The sequence below is a fragment of the Streptomyces sp. DSM 116795 genome (assembly GCF_055792905.1).
Genome location: NZ_CM147707.1, coordinates 2,722,416 through 2,742,376 on the forward strand (window position 1 = coordinate 2,722,416; position 19,961 = coordinate 2,742,376).

Annotated in this window: 11 protein-coding genes; 3 read left to right on the forward strand and 8 right to left on the reverse strand. The window is 71.7% G+C overall.

What is annotated here, in order from left to right:
• Window positions 1-34: 34 nt before the first annotated feature.
• A complete protein-coding gene (locus ACSMXX_RS11535) occupies window positions 35-1,279 on the reverse strand; it encodes a LysR family transcriptional regulator (RefSeq protein ID WP_473183946.1) in 1,245 nt (414 codons plus the stop codon).
• A 162-nt stretch (window positions 1,280-1,441) separates the two neighbouring features.
• On the opposite strand from ACSMXX_RS11535, the gene ACSMXX_RS11540 reads away from it, so the two are divergent.
• Window positions 1,442-1,939, forward strand: coding sequence for a hypothetical protein (locus tag ACSMXX_RS11540; RefSeq protein ID WP_473183947.1), 498 nt, complete (start codon window positions 1,442-1,444; stop codon window positions 1,937-1,939).
• A 208-nt stretch (window positions 1,940-2,147) separates the two neighbouring features.
• Here the strand turns inward: ACSMXX_RS11540 and ACSMXX_RS11545 are convergent, their stop codons facing one another.
• Both ACSMXX_RS11545 and guaA read right to left on the reverse strand, forming a co-directional pair.
• Window positions 2,148-3,290, reverse strand: a complete 1,143-nt coding sequence (locus tag ACSMXX_RS11545) for a hypothetical protein (RefSeq protein ID WP_473183948.1) — start codon at window positions 3,288-3,290, stop codon at window positions 2,148-2,150.
• Window positions 3,291-3,390: 100 nt separating this feature from the next.
• Window positions 3,391-4,935, reverse strand: a complete 1,545-nt coding sequence (guaA, locus tag ACSMXX_RS11550; RefSeq protein ID WP_473183949.1) for a glutamine-hydrolyzing GMP synthase — start codon at window positions 4,933-4,935, stop codon at window positions 3,391-3,393.
• Between the two features lie 502 nt (window positions 4,936-5,437).
• Between guaA and ACSMXX_RS11555 the strand changes: the two genes are divergently transcribed.
• Entirely contained in the window at window positions 5,438-5,803 is a 366-nt protein-coding gene (locus ACSMXX_RS11555) for a chorismate mutase (protein WP_473183950.1), read from the forward strand.
• 813 nt (window positions 5,804-6,616) lie between these two features.
• On the opposite strand, the gene ACSMXX_RS11560 is transcribed toward ACSMXX_RS11555, so the two are convergent.
• From ACSMXX_RS11560 to ACSMXX_RS11580, 5 genes are all read right to left on the reverse strand, one after another.
• Window positions 6,617-8,455 (reverse strand): GMC family oxidoreductase N-terminal domain-containing protein, encoded by a 1,839-nt coding sequence (locus ACSMXX_RS11560; RefSeq protein ID WP_473183951.1) that lies wholly within the window; start codon window positions 8,453-8,455, stop codon window positions 6,617-6,619.
• Between the two features lie 111 nt (window positions 8,456-8,566).
• Window positions 8,567-10,357 carry a succinic semialdehyde dehydrogenase gene (locus tag ACSMXX_RS11565; RefSeq protein ID WP_473183952.1) on the reverse strand — a complete coding sequence of 597 codons (1,791 nt, stop codon included), beginning with the start codon at window positions 10,355-10,357 and terminating at the stop codon, window positions 8,567-8,569.
• Between the two features lie 486 nt (window positions 10,358-10,843).
• Entirely contained in the window at window positions 10,844-14,179 is a 3,336-nt protein-coding gene (locus tag ACSMXX_RS11570; protein WP_473183953.1) for a protein kinase family protein, read from the reverse strand.
• A 228-nt stretch (window positions 14,180-14,407) separates the two neighbouring features.
• On the reverse strand, window positions 14,408-16,432 hold the full coding sequence (locus ACSMXX_RS11575) for a serine/threonine-protein kinase (RefSeq protein WP_473183954.1): 2,025 nt from the start codon (window positions 16,430-16,432) through the stop codon (window positions 14,408-14,410).
• 252 nt (window positions 16,433-16,684) lie between these two features.
• Complete coding sequence (locus ACSMXX_RS11580; protein WP_473183955.1) at window positions 16,685-18,391, reverse strand: glycerol-3-phosphate dehydrogenase/oxidase; 1,707 nt, start codon at window positions 18,389-18,391, stop codon at window positions 16,685-16,687.
• 291 nt (window positions 18,392-18,682) lie between these two features.
• On the opposite strand from ACSMXX_RS11580, the gene ACSMXX_RS11585 reads away from it, so the two are divergent.
• Window positions 18,683-19,945 (forward strand): nucleotide sugar dehydrogenase, encoded by a 1,263-nt coding sequence (locus ACSMXX_RS11585; RefSeq protein ID WP_473183956.1) that lies wholly within the window; start codon window positions 18,683-18,685, stop codon window positions 19,943-19,945.
• The last annotated feature ends 16 nt before the right edge of the window (window positions 19,946-19,961 follow it).

The following is a 19,961-nucleotide window of genomic DNA, read 5'->3' on the forward strand; positions in this document are numbered from 1 at the left end:
CACCGGCCGGCCGCCGCCCCTGGGCACCCGTTCGTCAGCCGACGGGCCGCCGCTGCCGGGGGAGCCGCACCCGCCGCGCGTGGCCGCCGCCTCCGCCGCCCGCGCGCGAACTCCCGCCGGTGCCGGTGCTGTTGCCGCCGGTGCCGGTGCTCCTACCGCTGTTGCCGGTGCTGTTGCCGCTGCTGAGAGTGCTGTCGCCGGTGTTGCGAGTGCCGCCGTCGCCACCCGTGCCGCCGCTGCCGCCGCCCTTGTTGCTGCCGCCCTCCCCCGTGCTGCCGTGACCACCTCGGCCTCCGCCATGCCGTCCGGCCGCGGTGGTGCCTGCGCCCGCGCCCGCGGCGCGCAGCACCGAGTGGGCCGCCTGTCGCAGTGCGGCGACTCCCCGGCACTCGCTCCGCGCGGGCAGCCACGCCAGCGCAGCCGTGACCGGCGCCAGCCCCGAGATGTCCGCATACGCGAGCCCGGGCCGCGGATACAACTCACGGGCGGCGGAGGGCAGCAGAGCGATGCCCTCCCCCTGCGCCACCGCCAGCAGCAGCGGCTCCAGATCCGTGACCACCGGCCCGAAGCGCACGGGAGTGCCGTCGGGACGCGGGTTGACCGTCCAGTGGTCCCACCACGCGCGCACCGACTCCCCCGCCACGTCGACGAATACGCGCCCGTCGAGATCGCACAGATCCAGCGGCCGCCGAAGGGACAGCAGCGGATCACCCGCGGGAAGACACACCACCCGCGCCTCGGCGGCCAGTTGAAGCGTACGGATGCCCGCGGGCAGAGGCGGGCGGAGAAACGCGGCATCCACCTCCCCGCCCGTGAGCGCCTCGACCTGCCCGGCGAAGTCCAGCCCGCGCATCTCCACGGCGCACTCCGGGTTGCGGGCGCGGAACTCCACGAGGATCTCCTGCGTGTACGGCATGGCCGCCTCCGCGCCGATGAATCCCACGCGCACCCGTCCGCTCACACGCCGCGCCTGCAACTCCACGGCCTGCCGGAGCCGGTCCGCCGCCTCCACCGCGTCCCGTGCGACCGGCAGCAGCGCACGGCCCTCCGGGGTCAGTTCGACGCGGCGCGTCGAGCGCTCCAACAGGCCGATGCCCATGCGCCGTTCGAGCGCCGTGATCTGCCGGCTGAACGCGGGCTGGCTGATGAACATGCGTCTGGCCGCCTGCCCGAAATGCAGCTCCTCGGCGAGCGCCAGGAACAGGCGTAATTGATGAACACTCGGATCGCTCCCCCCAGTTGCCGTCTTGCGGTCCCCACTGCCGCTCGACCGTTCCACCCGTATTCCCCCATACCGGATACTGCATCAATTTGTACCGTAACGGCCTGAGTTTCCCCTTTCTTCAGCACTGCCCATCCAAGCACGATGGGTGACGTCTCCGCGACGGACCGCCATCTGGTGAGCGGCCGCCGGAGAGCCCATTTGGAGGGGGAACACTCAGTGAAGAAGTCACCGCGCAAGGCCTTGGCCGTGATGACCGCCTCGGCGGCACTGGTCGGCGGCACAGTGCTCGCCGGCACCGCGTCCGCGGCACCGCAGCAGTCGTCCGGCAGCCAGGCGCAGCAGCTCCAGCAGCAGGTGGACGGCTACCTGGCCAAGGACTCGGGGGCCCGGCAGGTCTCCGCGAACAAGGTCGCGTTCGAGGGTGGAACCGTCACCTTCCCCGCACGCGGCCAGGAGAAGCAGTCGGCCAAGCGTGCACCCGCCTGCGCACACGGGCACCTGTGCATCATCGACGGCCGCGGCAAGCGGTACGACTACTACCGCTGCGGCACGTACAACTTCTACGGAATCGGCGACGGCACGTTCAACAACAACCAGACCTCCGGCACGGTCGCGCGCTTCTACAACCGGAACGGGAGCCTGCGTTGGACGAACCGGGCCAAGGACACCGGCACGGCGTCCTGGACCCCCGTGTGGAAGATCAAGCCCTGCTGACGGACCGGGCCCGAGCGCTGATCTGCTGAACCGGCAGCGGTAAGGGCAGAGTTGAGCGGCCGTGCCCCCGTCCCGCAACCCGGGGCGGGGGCACGGTGCTTGTGGTGAGCGGCCCGATATCAGCGAGCGGATATCAGCCGTCGGATATCAGATTTCAGCTGACAAATTTCAATGTTTGTCAGCCGTCACCCCGCCGCCCCTCACACCCTCACGCCCTCGGCCCGCCGTCCGAAGTCCCCGACGGTACCCGCGGCTTCGTGCAGCCTCGCCCGGCAGCCTGCCGCTCCGCGAAGTCGGCCAGCACCGACCGCAGCTCCCCGGCGCTCAGCACCGGCGCCCGGCCGTCCTCGCCGAGCGCCCGCACCCGGAAGACGGCCTCAGTTCCGTCGCAGCGCGCCGTCGCCCAGCCCTCCGTGCTGCTCACCCACGGCTTCTCCCTGCCCGCGGCCTTCCACATCCCTCCGGAGAATTCGCCGTGGAACGCCGTGAGGTCGAGCACCTCGGTCTTCTTCGCGGCCCGGCCGGACCCCGCGCGGTCACGGTCGCGCGCCAGCAGGCAGCTCCCCACCGGGGCACGCTTCGACATCCGTACCTGCACGCTCCATGCGCCCTCCCGCGCCAGCGGCGCGCGGGCGAGCGCCCCGCACGGCGTACCCGCCGTCTCCCCCAGCGGCACCGGCGCCGGCCGGGCGACCTCCGCCGGTACCTCCAGTGGCTTCGCCCCGCAACGCAGGTTCCGCGACGCCTGGTTGGCGAAGGCGACGGCGGCGCGCGCACCGGCGTCGTAGGACGCGTCGATCCCGGGCTCGTCGCCGGACTCCTCGTGACCGAAGTAGCCGGGGATCTGCGCCCTGGTGTGCAGCCTTTTCGGCTTCCCCGAGCCGTCCTCGCCCAGCCGTGGACAGCCGAGCGCCAGCACGAGATCGCCGCGCTGCGACTCGTATCCGGGGAGCCCGGCGGGGAGCGCCAGCCGGGCGGGTTCACGTCCGGAGAAGTCGTCGGACAGGTGCCGTTCGACGTCGTCGCGGGAGGTGTAGGCGGATGACCGGAAGCGGTAGCCCCGGCCGGACGACGCGTCGTTCACCTCGCAGCGGTACCGGCCGAGCCGCTGGTCGACGGTCTCCTCGTGTGCGTAGAGATGTCCGTCGTCGTCGGCCGGGCCGGCACCCAGGTCCTCGAGGACGCCTTCGGGCAGTGCACCGCCGCAGGCGTTGCGTGCGACCCACCAGTCGTTCGCGTACGGCTCGACGACCGCGACGGCGATGCCGAGCACGACCGCTCCGGCGGCAGCGGCACCGATGATCCGCTTCCGCCTGTCGCGGCGGCGAGGCCGCCCCCCGATATCCGTCACCCGGGCAAACTACCGCTGCGGGCGGACGGCACCCGAGATCACCGGGGCAGCGTCAGGCGGGAGTCGCCGGGGTGCCGCATGCGGCACGGCTCCACCCGGCTCACTCCCACTCGATCGTGCCCGGCGGCTTGCTCGTGATGTCGAGGGCGACACGGTTGACGCCGGAGACCTCGTTCGTGATGCGTGTGGAGACGCGGGCCAGCACGTCGTAGGGCAGCCGCGACCAGTCGGCGGTCATGGCGTCCTCGGACGAGACGGGACGCAGCACCACCGGATGTCCGTACGTACGCCCGTCGCCCTGGACGCCCACCGAGCGGATGTCGGCCAGCAGCACGACCGGGCACTGCCAGATGTCCCGGTCCAGGCCGGCGGCCGTCAGCTCCTCGCGGGCGATGGCGTCGGCCTCACGCAGCACGTCGAGGCGCTCGCGCGTGACCTCGCCGATGATGCGGATGCCGAGGCCGGGACCGGGGAACGGCTGGCGCTGCACGATCTCCTCGGGCAGGCCGAGCTCCTGCCCGACCATGCGGACCTCGTCCTTGAAGAGCTTGCGCAGCGGCTCGACCAGCTCGAATTCCAGGTCCTCGGGGAGGCCGCCCACGTTGTGGTGCGACTTGATGTTGGCCGCGCCGGTACCGCCGCCGGACTCGACGACGTCGGGGTAGAGGGTGCCCTGCACGAGGAACGCGACGTCCTCGCCGGCCGCCCCCGCCTCGGCGACGAGCTCGGCCTGCGCCTGCTCGAAGACCCGGATGAACTCACGCCCGATGATCTTCCGCTTCTGCTCCGGGTCCGACGCTCCGGCCAGCGCGGAGATGAAGCGCTCGGCGGCGTCGACGACCTTGAGCTGGACGCCCGTGGCCGCCACGAAGTCCTTCTCCACCTGCTCGGTCTCGCCCTTGCGCATCAGCCCGTGGTCGACGTACACGCAGGTCAGCTGCGTGCCGACGGCCTTGTGTACGAGGGCGGCGGCGACCGCGGAGTCCACGCCTCCGGACAGCCCGCAGATGGCGCGCTTCGAACCGACCTGCTCGCGGATCGACGCGACCTGCTCGTCCACGATGCTCGCGGTCGTCCAGGTCGGGGAGATACCGGCGCCGCGGTAGAGGAAGTGCTCCAGCACCTGCTGACCGTGGGTGGAGTGCATCACCTCGGGGTGGTACTGGACGCCGTAGAGCCTGCGCCCGTCGTTCTCGAAGGCGGCGACCGGGACCACGTCCGTCGACGCTGTGACGGTGAAGCCCTCGGGGGCGGCGGAGCAGGCGTCGCCGTGCGACATCCACACCTGCTGGTGCGACGGCGTGCCCTCGAAGAGGGTGGAGGCGCCCTTCGAGACGGACAGGTCCGTACGCCCGTACTCGCGGCTGCCGGTGTTGTCGACGGTGCCGCCGAGCGCCTGCGCCATCAGCTGGAAGCCGTAGCACAGGCCGAGCACGGGGACGCCGGCGTCGAAGAGCGAGCCGTCGAGGGACAGGGCGTCGTCGGCGTACACGGACGAGGGGCCGCCGGAGAGGATGACCGCCTTCGGGCCCTTGGCGAGCATCTCCTCCACCGGCATGGTGTGCGGGACGACCTCGCTGTAGATCCGCGCCTCACGCACGCGGCGCGCGATGAGCTGCGCGTACTGGGCGCCGAAATCGACCACGAGGACCGTCTCCGGAGCATCCGGAGCATCCGGAGAGACGGAGACGGAGGCGGAGGCGGATTCCGGGGAGCCTGTGCCCCGAGGGGCGGGCGCTGATGCCACGGAGCGGCTGCCTTTCGGCCTTGCGGCGGGTGGTACGGGGGTGTGGAAGGGCGTCGGACGGCGTGGAAGCGCCGTACTGAAGCGCAGAGCACGTGCTCACTTCGTACGGCCGATTCTAACGGGAGACCGCAGGGCTCCAGCTTGGCCTCCGGGGCCGGCCCGTGCATACTGGCGGCCATGTTCGAGCAGCCCGTCACGACCAGCTTCTGGTTTACCTATGGCACCGGCCCGTCCGGCTGCCATGGTCGAGCTGCTTGATCCACTGACAAGCGACTTACCGGCGCCCCGGGCCGATCAAGGCCCGGGGCGCCTGTCGTTTCCGCTCCCTCGGGCCGCGAGGTCCAGGGCTCGGCCGCAGATACGAGCACGGCACGAGCCACCAGGACGGAGACCGAACACCATGAGCACCGAAACCGCACGGACGACGCCCCGGCCGACCACCCCGGGCACGAGCGAGGACGGGAAATCCGGAGACGGGAAATCCCGAGACCGGAAGTCCGGAGACCGGAAATCCGGGGACGGCACGGTGGAGGCGACCACCGCCGCGCGCTCCCGCATCGACGAGCTGGACGCCCGCATCATCGCGCTCGTCCAGGAACGCAGGACGGTCTCCGCGGGCATCCAGCAGGCACGAATCGAGGCCGGAGGGCGGCGAGTGCAGCTGGCCCGCGAGATGGAGATCCTCGACCGCTACCGGGGCGAACTGGGCCGGCCCGGCACCCAGCTCGCGATGACTCTGCTTGCGCTCTGCCGGGGGCAGTTGTGAACCCCCGGCGCACGACTGCCCCAGGACAGCGGTGCGTTCGTACATGGCGGTCACCCGTACGGTGCGTGACCGCCCGGTGAGGCGGTTCGTTGGTCCCGGTGACCCCGATGCCGGCCGGACGTCCGGCGGTTCGGGGCAGCGCCATCGCAGCGATGAGACGCCCGTTCCTCCCCGTGGGCGGAGGCGGAAGTGTCGTGGGACCTCGCTCCGGCGCGCGTGACCGGTCAGCAGGGGACAGCAGCCCGGTCACCAACTCTCCCCGTACGGGGAGAGAGTGGCCGGTCCCGGGGACGCCCTGGACCGGCCGCTCCGCGGAATGCGGCATCCCCGGATCAGGAAATTCTCGGGAGATTCTCGGCCGACCGTAAAAGTTCCGGCCAGGCGGTACGGATGCCGTGACTGAGTGCGCCCAACGCCTTGCGCCTCGCCAGCACATCCAGCACGATGCACACGAACTCCCGTTCAGGACCCAGCCGTTGACCGGCGCTGCAGCGTGCTGCCGCGATTCGGGACGGCTAGGCGGCACTACCCCCCGGTGCCGCTCCTTCAGTACGGGCGCTGCCCTGACGCCCGTACTGAACGCCAAGGGCCCCGCGGCGCCGCCCACCACCCGGTCGGCTCCACGGGGCCCTTCGCACGTCGCGTCCGAAGACACATCCCGAACGCCCATGTCCCGAACACACATGTCCCGAGCGCTCGGATCCCCAAACGCACACGTCCCGAATGCATGTCCCCGAAACGCAACCGCCGCCGCCCGGCGGCCCTTTCGGGGCTGCTGCCGGGCGGCGGGGGGACGGCCTGGTGGGGCGCGGCCTACTCCACGTCCGCCCTCTCCCGTGCCGACTCAGGCCTCTTCGCGGGCACCTCCGGCACGGGCAGGATCGTCAGCCGCAGCGCCCCGAACGCGCTTTCCGGCACCGCCGGTTCGCGCGGCGCGACGGGCGCCATGCGCACATACGCCGAGCCCTGTCCCGGCCGTGAGTCCTCCTCGCCCTTGTTCGGCCACAGCGACATCGCGCGCTCCGCCTGCGCCGTGATGGTGAGCGCGGGATTGACGCCCAGGTTCGCGGAGACGGCGGAGCCGTCCACGACCGAGATGCCCGGGTGCCCGTAGAGCCGGTGGTACGGGTCTATGACGCCGCTGTCCGCATCCGCTCCGATCGGGCAGCCGCCGAGGAAGTGCGCCGTGAGCGGCATGCCCGTCAGCTCACCCAGGTTGGTGCCCGCGAAGCCGTTGATCTCGTCGGCGAGTATCCGTGCCGCCTCCGCACCCTCGGGAATGTAGGCCGGGTTTGGCGCACCGTGCCCCTGGCGGGCCGTGAGCAGGCCCTTCCCGAGGCCCTTCTGCTTCCTGTACGTGGTCAGGGAGTTGTCGTGCGTCTGCATCACCAGACCGATGATGATCCGCTCGGACCACTTGCGCCCGGAGAGCGACCGGATGAAGAGATTCGGATGGCGCAGGCAGGTGACCAGGTGCCCCAGCAGTTTGGGCAGCTTGGTCTCATGGTTGACCTGGAGGGTGGTCAGGGCGCTCATCGCGTTCGAGCCCCTGCCGTAACGGACGGGCTCGATGTGCGTGTGCTCGTCCGGGTGGATGGAGGAGGTGATGGCCACGCCTCGCGTGAAGTCGAGCTTCCGGCCGTCCTTCCACTTCTTGCGGTAGCGGCGGGGGATCGTCTGAGCGCCCACCAGGGCCTCGGAGTTGGTGCGGGTCAGCTCTCCGAGACGTTCGGACAGACGGGGCAGCGTGCCGTTGTCGCGCATGCGGTGCAGCAGGGTCTGCGTCCCGTACGTGCCGGCCGCGACGACGACCTTGCGGGCGCGCAGCACCGTACGAGGGCCCTTCTGCTTGTCCGTCGCGACGGTGGTGACCTCGAAGCCATGCCCGTCCGGCAGCTCCGCCACCTCGCGCACGGTCGTCATCGGGCGGACGACCGCGCCCGCCTGCTGGGCGAGGTGGAGATAGTTCTCGTTGAGGGTGTTCTTCGCGCCGTGCCGGCAGCCCGTCATGCACTCGCCGCACTCCGCGCACGCCTTGCGCGAGGGGCCGGCTCCGCCGAAGTACGGGTCGGCCACCTCGCCGCCCGGCTCGGCCGTGGCCTCGCCGTCCGCGTCCTTGCCGTCGCCGAAGAAGACGCCGACGGGCGCCAGATGGAAGCTGTCGCCGACGCCCATCCGCTCGGCGGTCGTCTTCAGATGCTCGTCCGAGGGCGTCATCGTCGGGTTGAGGCGTACGCCGAGCATGCGCTGCGCCTGGTCGTAGAAGGGCTTCAACTCCTCCTGCCAGTCGGTGATATGGGCCCACTGACGGTCCTGGAAGAAGGCCTTCGGCGGCACGTAGAGGGTGTTGGCGTAGTTCAGCGAACCGCCGCCGACGCCCGCGCCTGCCAGGATCATGACATTGCTGAGCACGTGGATGCGCTGAATGCCGTAGAGGCCGAGCGCGGGCGCCCATATGTACTTCTTCGTGTCCCAGGAGTTCCTGGGCAGGGTCTCGCGCGTGAAGCGCCGTCCGGCCTCCAGCACTCCGACGCTGTACCCCTTCTCCGTGAGACGGAGAGCGGAGACGGAACCGCCGAAGCCGGAACCGATGACAATCACGTCGTAGTCGTACGAACCGCCCTCGTTCTGGGCGGAGTTCTCCTCGGACACGGTGGGCCTCCGGTGCGAGTGGTGCGGCTCGGGGATCGGTTGTACGGGGACGGGTCGGGGGCGTGGAGGTGGGTCGGCTCGACGCGTCGCGCCGGCCGAAGTCAGCGGAAGTCAGCGGAAACGCAGCGCCTTCAGCGCCTTGAGGGACACGCTCATGAACTTGGCGTACATCGCGTCGTCCATGCCGAAGGAGGGCGCCATCGGCAGCACCCGCTGGTGCGCCACGGTCTGCGACTCGGTGTACTTGAGGATGCCCTCGCTGCCGTGCCGCCTGCCGAGGCCCGAGTCGCCCATGCCGCCCATCGGGGACTGCACGCTGCCGTACGCCGCCGCGTAGCCCTCGTTGACGTTGACGGTTCCGCTGCGCAGCCGCGCCGCGACCCGGCGCGCCCGGCGGCCGTCACGGCCCCAGACGCTCGAATTCAGGCCGTACGACGTGGCGTTGGCGAGCTCGACGGCCTCGTCCTCGTCCGCGAAGCGGTAGACGGAGACGACGGGCCCGAAGGTCTCCTCGGCGCACACGGCCATCGGCGACTCGACTCCGTCGAGGATGGTCGGCTCGTGGAAGAGCGGACCGACGTCCGGCCGTGCGCGCCCGCCCGCGAGCACCTTCGCGCCCTTGGCGACCGCTTCCTCGATGTGCCGGGTGACGTTGTCGAGCTGCTTCTGCGAGACGAGGGACCCCATGTCGGCCCCGTACGCGAGCGCGGAACCGAGCCGCAGCTTCTTCGTACGGGCGACGAAGCGCTCCACGAACGCGTCCGCCACCGACTCGTGCACGTACAGCCGCTCGATCGAGATGCACAGCTGGCCGGCGGAGGAGAAGGCACCGCGCACTGCACCCGCCGCGGCCTTGTTCAAGTCGGCGTCCGGCAGCACGATCATGGCGTTCTTGCCACCGAGTTCCAGCGAGGCGCCGACGAGGCGCTCGGCGGCCTTCTGCGCGACGCCGCGGCCGGTCCTGGTGGAGCCGGTGAAGGAGACGTAGTCGCCACGCTGGACGACCGCCGGACCGATCACATGACCCTCACCGAGGACGACCTGCCACACGTTCTTCGGCAGCCCGGCCTCGATCAGCAGCCGGCGCGCCCACAGCGCGGTCAGCGCGGTCTCGGTGTCGGGCTTCATCACGACGGCGTTGCCCGCGGCGAAAGCGGGAAGCGCGTCGCCGACGGAGAGTTCGAGGGGGTAGTTCCACGGCGCGATCTGCCCCACGACGCCGCGGGGGTGGCGGTGCTCGGCGACCTTGGTGAGCACGGGGATCGCGCCCGTGTGCCGCTTGGGACGGAGATAGGCGGCGGCCCGGCGCCCGTAGTGGCGGGCGGCGACGGCAACGGCCTGCACCTCCTCGTGCGCGTGCAGCCGGGTCTTGCCGGTCTCCAGCTGGATCAGGTCCAGCACCTCGTTCTGCCGCTGCAGCACCAGGTCGTGGAAGCGGAGCAGGACGGCGGCGCGCTCCCGTACGGGGGTGGCCGCCCACGCGCGCTGCGCCTCGCGCGCACGGTGGAAGGCGAAGGCGACGTCCTCCGGTGTGGACTCCGGCAGTTCGGCCAGCTTCTTCCCCGTGAAAGGCGTGTGACTGGACGTGCGGCCGCTGCCGATCACTCCCTCGGAGAGCTGCGCGACGAGCTCGGCGGTGACGACGTCGGCGGCCGTACGCGCCCCTGCGGGGGTGGGGGCCACGGGGTTTCCGGCGTGGTCCCCGGCATGCGTGCTCGCGACCTTGCCCCCGGCGTTGCTCGCGGCCTTCTCCGCAGCCTTGTCCGCGGCCTTGCTCGCGGTCTGGTCCGCGGTCTTGCTCTCGGGGCCGGCCACGGGGTCGCTGCCGCCTGTCGCGTCGCCGTTGCTTCCGCGGTCGTCGCCGCTTGCCTGGGAGCCTCGGGTGTCCTGCGTGTCCGTCATGCGGGAGAGACTACGACCACGGAAACACGCTGCATACCCGACGGTAACCACTTTCACCGAATCTGCCAGTGAACGCTGGCGCAACGGAGCCGCGAGCGCAGCCGCCAAGGGCCGCGAGGCACCGGCGAGGCGGCGCGGAGCGAGCGCGTGGGAGGCGCGCGGTGCCACCGAGACGGCGGGAGGCCGGCCGAAGCGAAAACGCCGGCGCGCGCGGTGCGGGCGCACCCGGCGAGGCGGCGCGGAGCGAGCGCGTGGGAGGCGCGCGGTGCCACCGAGACGGGCGGGAGGCGAGCCGAAGCGACAACGCCGGCGCGCGCGGTGCGGGCGCACCCGGCGGGGCGGGTACCGGGCGGGGCGGATACGGGCGGGCGCGGCCCACGGGACCGCGGGGCGCGGCGAGCGCGAGGCGAGAGCGCGCGACGAGCGCAAGGGCGCTGCGCGGCGGACGCGCGGCAGCCGCCGACGCCGACGCCGACGCGCGGGAATTCAGCCGCCCGTCGGCCTGTACGTGTCGGCCACCGACTCGAAGTGCCGGTCGATCTCCTGCTTCTTGCCCTTCGAGCCCATCACCATCAGCACGTGGTAGCGCCCGTCGAGGATCATCGCCCGGTTGCGCGCGTACACGTCCCGGCCGCCGTCCTTCCAGCTGAACGTGCCCTCGGCCATGGCGGTTTCGCCCACATCGATGCGCCGCAGCCCGGAGGTCGACGCCCAGTCCGAGGCACGGTAGGCCTTCAACTCCGCTTCGTCGTCGCTCTGGTAGGCCATCGGGTCCTTGCCGTACTTCCGTACGCTGTCCCGGCCGTTGACGACTACCATCTCGACCCCGCCGCCGTTGTAGCGGATCTGGCCGCGGCCGGTAGTCGACCGCCGGTTCCACTCCTCGGGGACGGCGACCTGGAAACCGGCCGGGTCCCGGCTGAGCTTGTAGCCCTCCGGTGCCTTGCCCGCGGGCGCGGACGGCCGCGGCTTCTCCGCGCTGCCTCCGCCGCCTCCCTTGCCGTCGCCGGCGGCGCCGCCCTGCGCCTCTCCCCCGCCGTCCTCACCGGGCTGCGGGGAGCGGCTCTCGCCGCCCACCGAACCGCGCTGCTGGTTCGGGGCACCGGCCGTGTCGCTCTCGGGCATGAACCACACCGCGTACATCATCGCGGCGACCAGCCCCGCGAGCACCAGCCCGACCAGCACGCCGCCCAGCCTGCGGGGGCCCGCACCCTGCCGCTGCTTCTTCTGGCGTACGGGCGCGGCCTGTTCACGGGCTGCCCGTTCGGGCTGCGGCTTCGGCGCCTTGCGGGGCTTCGGCGGTACGGGGCCGGCGGCCTGCTGAAGCGGCACGTCCTGCGGGTACGGCACGTCCTGCGCTTGCGGATGCGGCTCGTGCGGGTGCGGCTCATGCGGGTGCGGCTCATGCGGGTGCAGCTGCTGCTGCCCGTGCCGGTACGGCTCGTGCCGGTGCTGCGAGGACTGCGGGGCCTGCGGGTGCTGCGGGGGGCGTTGCTGCTTGCGGTGCTGCCGTTGCTGGCGTTGCTGCTGTCTGTGCTGCTGCCGCTGTTCGGCGCGGGCAGCCCGTCTGGCAGCCCTCCGTCTGCGTACGAGTTCGCCGCGGCGGCGCAGTATCGGCAGCCGCCGCGGGTCGGACGTACCGCCCGGGTCCAGGGACGGGGCGTACACCGTGTGCCAGCCGGCGTCGGGCTCCGGCGCGGAGCGCACCAGCGACCGCAGCCAGCCCCTCAGCTCCTCGAAGTCGGGGCGCTCCGTGGGGTCCTGGCGCAGCAGCGACTCGACGACGGGACGCAGCGCGCCGCACTCCTCGGCGAAGGCGGGCGGCTCGCCGCAGACCATCTGCACCAACTCGGCGACGTCGTCCTCGGGATAGGGCGCATGGCCCTGCACCGCACGGAAGAGCAGCACACCCAGCGCCCACAGGTCGGCGGCCGGACCGACGGGCGGGGCGAGCCGCCAGTTCCGGTGGACGGGCCCGGCCTGCTCCGGCGCCCACCGCTCGCCGACCGCTCCGACGACCGTCATCCGGGCCTGCCGTGCACGTTCGGCCGCGAGTGCGGTGGTCGGCCCGTGGAAGCCTTCCGGCGCGCCTGGCTCCTCCGCGCCCTCGCCGCCCCAGGGGCGGTTCTCCGGGGCGTCGTCGTAGGGGTCGTCCGTGTACGGGTCGTCGAAGGAGGCCTCGTCGTACGAGGCTTCGCCGTACGGGTCGTCCGTGTCCGGCTCCTGCGAGTGCGGGGCCTTCGTGAACGCGTCCGTGAACGCGTCACCCGTGTGCCCGGCGGCCGCCGGACGCGGCCCGGACTCCGGGCCGGTCCCGGGTCCGGCCCCGGATTCGGCCCCGGCTTCGGGTTCGGCGGGACGCCAAGTCGCTTTCACCGGAAGGCTGTTGGGCACCCGCGAACCCGGAAGATCGCTCGGCGTGACCTCGTCCTCCCCGGACGGCAGCCAGCGTACGAAGTCGTCCGGCGTGGTGTGCGGACCGGTCGTCGGGGGCGCCGACGCCGAGCGGTTCCACCAGTCGTCCCGCGCGCCCGTCTCCCCGGCCTCGTCCCGCTGCGGCCTCTCCGGCCGGCGTCCTTGCTCCTGCTCCTCCGGATCCGCGCTGTGCGCGCGGGCCGCGGCCCCTCGCCGCGCACCCGCCTGGTACGCCGCGATGGCACCGCTGCGCCCGCCTCGCCTGCCGGTCTCGTAACCGTGGCGTACGGGCTCGTCCTCTTGCTCCGCCGCCCCGCTGCCGTGGCTCAGCCCCTGGAGGCCGAAGATGCCCCGCGGCCCTCGGCCGGAGTCCGGGTGATCGCCGGTCCCGTAGTCGCGGCCCGGTTCCTGGCCACGGCCCGGTTCGTGACCACGGCCCGGTTCGTGACCACGGCCCGGTTCGTGACCACGGCCTCCGTCGGACCCGTAGCGGTCGGGGCGGTGGCCGTACGGCTCGTCCTCCTGCCGGGCGGCGAAGCCGTCGGGCAGCGAGATGCCCGACCACGGTGCGGGAGCGGGCCCCTCGGGCGCGTTCGACGGCCCGTCACCTTCTCCCGGACCACCGCCCGGACCATCGCCCGCGCCGGTCCCCCGGCCCTCGTCCGCACTCGCCCCGCCTCTCCCGCCGTGACCGTCTGAACCGCCTGCACCGCCTGCACCGCCGCCGCGCCGCGCCTCCCCCGGAATGCTGCCGCTGGGCGGCAGCGCCACCCGCCCGGAATCCGGGTGCGGGCTGTAGCCGCACAGCGCCTCCTGCGCGGCGCCGACCGCGAGCCCCGTCAGCAGAGCCCGTCCGTCGTCGCAGATCAGGACGGTGCGGGGGGTGACATTGCGGTGGGTCCAGCCGTGCGCGTGCACCACACGCAGCGCGGTCAGCACATCCGCGGCGACCTCCGCGGCCCTGTGCGCGGTCAGCGTCTGGTGCGACAGCAGCGCCGCGAGCGGCGTAGCCGGCAGCAACTCGCTGACGATCCACAGCCCGTCCCCCTCGACGAAGACGTCGAAGACCTGGTCGAGCCTGGGGTGGTCGGGCAGGTTGGCGGCCGAGACCGCGGCTTCGACGGCCCGCCGTACGACCGGATCCGCGGGCCTGCGCGTGGCACGCCCTATCGAGCCCCGGAGGGCGCCTGCCTGTGCGGCTCCGTCGCCCGCGCCGCCCGCGCCGCCGTCGCCCAGCACCTCCGCCTCGACGACCTCGGGCAACGGGACCTGACGGACGAGCACTTCCTGGCCGCTGGCCGTGTCGTAGGCCACCGACTCCGTCAACTGGTAAGAGTCGGCAGTGGGTTGGGGCAGGCGGTAGCGGTCGGCGAGCAGCCGTCCCGCATTGTCCGCGTAGTCGTCCACGACGCCTCCCCACAGCGTGCGAGACCGTCAATTCCACACCGCATCCGCATCTTTACGGACGGATACCGGTCTGCGGCCATTCACGATACGTGCCTGAGCTGTCCGGTGCGGGCGGACTCGGGGACTCCTCAGCCGCGTACGGCCCGCAGCAGGCCTCACTCACCTAAAACGCTTGCCCGATTCCGCCTCAACCCCAACGTCCCCCGGAACGAGGGCGGGGAACCACGCTCAGCCGAGCGGCTTGAAGGTCTTGAACGCCGTCTTCCGCAGCGTCCGGCACTCCTCGTCGTCCCACTTGTCGGCCTTGCAGGTGATCATGATCGCGTAGCCGCGTGAATCGTCCACCCGGAAACCGCGGTTGAGCACCCGTACCTTCTCGCCGTTCTCGTCACGCTCGAACTGCCAGTCGCCGACGGTCGGATAGCCCCGCCACTTCACGCTCTTGATGCTGATCTGGCGGTATCCGCTGCTGTTGCCCTTCACGGCCGGCTCCAGATCACGCCAGCCCGCGGCTGCGTCCTTCAGCGGATCGGGGCTGAAGTCCACCTGGAGCTTGGGCAGACCGCCGTCGGAGTACCGGGCGCCGGAGTTGCGTCCGGCCGTTCCCGAGCGCGCGAAATCCTCCGGCATCGCCATGCTGAAGTGGAAGCGCTTGTCGGTGACTTGGGTGTAGTCCTCGGGCAACGAAGGGCCACCGCCGGGCTCTTCCTCGTCCCCTTCGCCACCGGAGGAGGCGTTCGGGTCCGGGGAGGGGGTCTCCTTCTCCTCGCCGCCCTTGTCCTCCTTCTTGCCGGCGCCCGCGCCGCCTTCGCCCTTGTCGCGCTCGGCGCCACCGCCCGCTCCCGAACTCGCGGCGTCCTTACCGGACTTGCCACCACCACCGCCACCGCCGTCATCGAGGGCGAAGACCGCGAGCAGCGCCAGCACCGCCGCGACCGCCACGGCCGCGACGGTCAGCGTGCGCCGCGAGAAGCGCTGCGTGAGCTGCGTCAGCGCCGTCGTCGCCGATGCCAGGCCGCCGCCGCCCGACGGAGACGCCGGGCTGCCCGCCCCCTTGTCGCCGGCCCGCGCAACCGCCCCTGAGGCGACGGGCGCGTGGGTCTCGTCGCCGCCGGCTCCGTCACCGTCCGAGCCATCCGCTCCCGCGGCGTCGTCGCCGGTCGCGGACGCGGTACCCGCCGCCGCTCCTGCCGCCGCTCCGGCTCCGGCAGCCGCAGCACCGGCGGCTTTCGAACTCCCGGGCCGGGACGCCGACTTCGCGGACGGCTTCCTGCCCCCCTTGCCGGACCGGGCGTCCGCTTCCCCGCCGGCGCCCTCGTCCTTGCTGCCCTTGGCCTTGTCCTTGTCCTTGGCCTTGTCCTGAGGCTTGTCCTGGGACTCCGACTTGGACCTGGACTTGTCCTTCTCCGCGCCCTTGCCGGGCTTCGGCGACAGCACCGCCGTCGTCCCGCCGTCCTGTACGGGAGCAGCGGCCGCTTCCACGGCCCCGCCCCCTCCGGCACCCGACGCCACCGGCTCCAGCAGCCCACGCGCGCCCGCCACATCGAGCCGCTTGTCCGGGTCCTTCGACAGCAGCCCGAAGATCACCTCTTCCAGCTCGCCGGCCTGCTCCGGCGGCGGCACCGGCTCCGTCATCACCGCCGTCAGCGTGGATATGGCCGAGCCCTTGTCGTACGGGGGGTGGCCCTCGACCGACGCGTACAACAGAGCGCCCAGCGACCAGAGATCGGCGGGCGGACCCGGCGGCTTCCCGCGGGCGCGCTCGGGCGAGATGTACGAGGGAGCACCCACCAGCATGCCCGTCGACGTCACCGACGGATCGCCCTCGACCTTCGCGATGCCGAAGTCGGTCAGCACGACGCGACCTGTGACGTCCTCCAACAGCACGTTGGAGGGCTTCACATCGCGGTGCAGGACCCCTTCACGGTGCGCGGCACGCAGCACGTCGAGCACCGCGAGCCCGACCTCCGCCGCGCGCTGCGGCGTGAGCGGCCCTTCCTTACGGATGTGATCGGCGAGCGAAGCGCCCTCGACGAGCTCCATCACGATCCACGGGCGGTCGTCCTCGTCGATGACGTCGAAGACCGTCACCGCGCTGCCGCTGCGGATACGGGCGATCGCCTTCGCCTCGCGCAGAGTACGGGTGATGAGCCGCTGCTTCTCGTCCTCCTCGACGCTGGAGGGGAACCGGAGCTCCTTCACCGCGACCGCTCGGCCCAGGACTTCGTCCTCGCCGCGCCACACGGTGCCCATGCCACCCCGGCCGAGAACTTCCCCCAGCCGATAGCGACCCCCTACCAGCCGACCCGCGTCCTCGCTCATGAATCCCCTTGTGTTCCCTCAGCGATGGCCCACCCCAGCCCCTCCTCATTGTGAACCATTGCGCCGTCACACCGCGTACGGGGGCGGCGCAGCGCGGACACATCCCGACGCCTTCCCACACGCCGCCTCACACATCGTCAACGATTCCGTCGGACCACCAGGCGAGCGGGTTCCCCACCGGCCTCACACCGGCGCGATCTCCGGCGCTCCCAACCGCGCCGCGTCCGCCGTCAGATCGTCCGGCTGGAGCTGCGACTCGCGCTCCGCCTCGATCCGCTTCTCGTAGTGCTCGACCTCGCGGTCGATCTGGCCGGCGTCCCATCCCAGCACCTTGGCCATCAGCTCTGCGACCTCCCGCGCGCTGCGCGTACCCCGGTCGAAGGTCTCGATCGAGATGCGCGTACGGCGTGTGAGCACGTCGTCGATGTGGCGCGCGCCCTCGTGCGTGCACGCGTAGACGATCTCCGCCTTGAGGTAGTCGTCGGCGGCGGGGAGCGGCTCACCCAACTTCGGGTCGTCGGCGACGAGTTCGAGAAGCTCCTCCGTCAACGTGCCGTAGCGGTTGAGCAGATGCTCCACGCGCGCCACATGCAGACCCGTACGCGCCGCCATGCGCGCCCGCCCGTTCCACAGCGCATGATAGCCCTCCGCGCCGACGAGCGGCACCTCTTCGGTGACGCAGTCCGCGACCCGCCGGTCCAGGCCGTGCACCGCCTCGTCCACCGCGTCCTTCGCCATCACCCGGTACGTCGTGTACTTGCCGCCCGCGACGACGACCAGTCCCGGTACCGGATGCGCGACGGTGTGCTCCCGCGACAGTTTGCTCGTCGCCTCCGACTCGCCTGCCAGCAGCGGGCGGAGCCCGGCGTACACGCCCTCCACGTCGTTCCGCGTCAGCGGCACCGCCAGCACCGAGTTGACGTGGTCCAGCAGATAGTCGATGTCGGCGCTGGAGGCGGCCGGATGCCTCTTGTCCAGGTCCCAGCCGGTGTCTGTGGTGCCGATGATCCAGTGCCGGCCCCACGGGATCACGAACAGCACGCTCTTCTCCGTACGCAGGATCAGCCCGGTCGTCGAGTTGATCCGGTCCTTCGGCACGACCAGGTGGATGCCCTTCGACGCCTTCACATGGAACTGCCCGCGCTCCGCGATCAGCCCCTGGGTGTCGTCCGTCCACACGCCTGTGGAGTTGACCACCTGCCGTGCCCGTACCTCGTACTCGCCGCCCTGCTCCAGGTCCTTCACTCGTGCCCCGACGACGCGCTCGCCCTCGCGCAGGAAGCCCACGACCCGCGCCCGGTTCGCGGTGTGCGCCCCGTAGGCGGCGGCGGTGCGGACGACGGTGGCCACGTAGCGCGCGTCGTCCACCTGCGCGTCGTAGTACTGCAACGCACCGACCAGGGCGTCCTTCCGCAGCGCCGGTGCCACCCGCAGGGCGCCCCGCCGGCTGAGGTGCCGGTGCCTCGGGAGCCCGCGTCCGTGCCCGGAGGAGAGCGACATGGCGTCGTACATCGCCACACCCGAACCGGCGTACAGCCGCTCCCAGCCCTTGTGCTCGAGCGGGTAGAGGAACGGCACGGGCTTGACGAGATGCGGAGCGACCCGCTGAAGCAGCAGCCCGCGCTCCTTCAGCGCCTCCCTCACGAGCGCGAAATCCAGCATCTCCAGATAGCGCAGCCCGCCGTGGATCAGCTTGCTGGAGCGGCTGGAGGTGCCCGACGCCCAGTCGTTCGCCTCGACGATGCCGGTGGACAGCCCGCGCGTGACCGCGTCCAGCGCCGTGCCGGCACCGACGATGCCACCACCGACGACCAGCACGTCGAGTTCGCGCTCGGACATCTGCGCCAGCGCCCTGACACGCTGCTCCGGTCCCAGTGTCGCCGTCCTCACCGCTGCCTCCCGTGTGGTCGTGCGTTCGTCGGTGGTGTTGTCAGAACGTAGGCAGTGTTCCCCTGCCGATGGTCCTCCAATTCCCTGACTTCGGCCGCATCGCGGGCGTCGCGGAGCGGGTAATCCCAGATATCCGTCATATTGCCGATTAACTTGCTATAGCGCCGCGCAGTAGCGGGAAGCACCGGCCCGCGCAGCTCGACGCGACCTCCGGGGGCCCGCCCTCCGGAACGGCACACACGGGGCCTCACCACCCCAGCGAGGGAACCAAGGGGAAGGATGTCCGCCGCAATGCCCGCAGATCTCGCCGTCCTCGGACTGGGCCATTCGGGTCTTCCGGTCGCACAGGCAGCCGTCGCCGCCGGGATCGAGACCATCGGCTACGACGCGGACGAGGAGACCGTCGCCGGTATCAACGCGGGCCGCCCGCCGGCCGACGGCGCCCTCACCGCCGCAGCCGTCCGCCGCATGATCTCCCGCGGCTTCCGCGCCACGACCGATCCCGAAGTCCTCGGCGACGTCCGTACGGCGCTGATCTGCGCCCCGACCTCCCTCGGGCCCGACCGCGCGCTGAACCTCGACGCGGTGCGCACCGCTGCTCACGCTCTCGCCTCCCGGCTGCGCCCCCGTACGACCGTCGTACTCGAATCCGCGGTGTACCCCGGCAGCACCGAGGAATTCCTCAAGCCGCTGCTCGAAGAGGGCTCAGGCCTGCGCGCGGGCCGTGACTTCCATCTCGCCTACTCACCCGCCCGATTCGACCCGGGCAGCCGCCGCTACGGATACGCCAACACCCCCAAGGTCATCGGCGGTCTCACCCCCGCCTGCACGGAGCGTGCCGCGGCCTTCTACGGACGCCTCGCGGCCAAGGTCGTACGCGCACGCGGCCCGCGTGAGGCGGAGACGACGAAGCTGCTGGAGACCAACTTCCGCCAGGTCAACATCGCGTTGGTGAACGAGATGGCGGTCTTCTGCCACGACATCGGCGTCGACCTGTGGGACGTCATCCGATGCGCGGAGACCAAGCCGTTCGGCTTCCAGGCGTTCCGGCCGGGCCCCGGCGTCGGCGGCCACAGCGTCTCCATCGACCCCAACTACCTTGCGTACCGCAGCCGTTCGCTGGGATATCCGCTGCGTATGGTCGAACTCGCGCAGGAGGTCAACGGACGCATGCCGCGCTACGTGTGCCAGCGCGCCGCCGAACTCCTCAACGAACACGGCAAGTCGGCGCGTGGCGCCCGCGTACTGCTGCTCGGCGTCACCTACAAGCCCGACCTGCCCGACCAGGAGGGCGCACCCGCCCGCGAAGTGGCACTCCGGCTCAAGCAACTCGGCGCACAGTTGAGCTTCCACGACCCGTACGTCATGGAGTGGCAGGTCGCGGACCAGCCGGTGCCGCGGGCCGACTCCCTGTACGAGGCCGCCGCGTCCGCCGACCTGACCGTGCTCCTCCAGCACCACCGCAGATACGACCTGCAAGGGCTGGCCGCCAAGGCCCAACTCCTCTTCGACACAAGGGGAGCGAGCCCGACGGGCGCCGCCCACCGCCTCTGACCGGGCGGCTCCGCCG

Bases quoted from the DNA above. Each gene is read 5' to 3' on its own strand.
- ACSMXX_RS11575 (WP_473183954.1), bottom strand. From the start codon at position 16,432: ATGGGCACCGTGTGGCGCGGCGAGGACGAAGTCCTGGGCCGAGCGGTC.
- ACSMXX_RS11565 (WP_473183952.1), bottom strand. From the start codon at position 10,357: ATGACGGACACGCAGGACACCCGAGGCTCCCAGGCAAGCGGCGACGAC.
- ACSMXX_RS11555 (WP_473183950.1), top strand. From the start codon at position 5,438: ATGAGCACCGAAACCGCACGGACGACGCCCCGGCCGACCACCCCGGGC.
- ACSMXX_RS11585 (WP_473183956.1), top strand. From the start codon at position 18,683: ATGCCCGCAGATCTCGCCGTCCTCGGACTGGGCCATTCGGGTCTTCCG.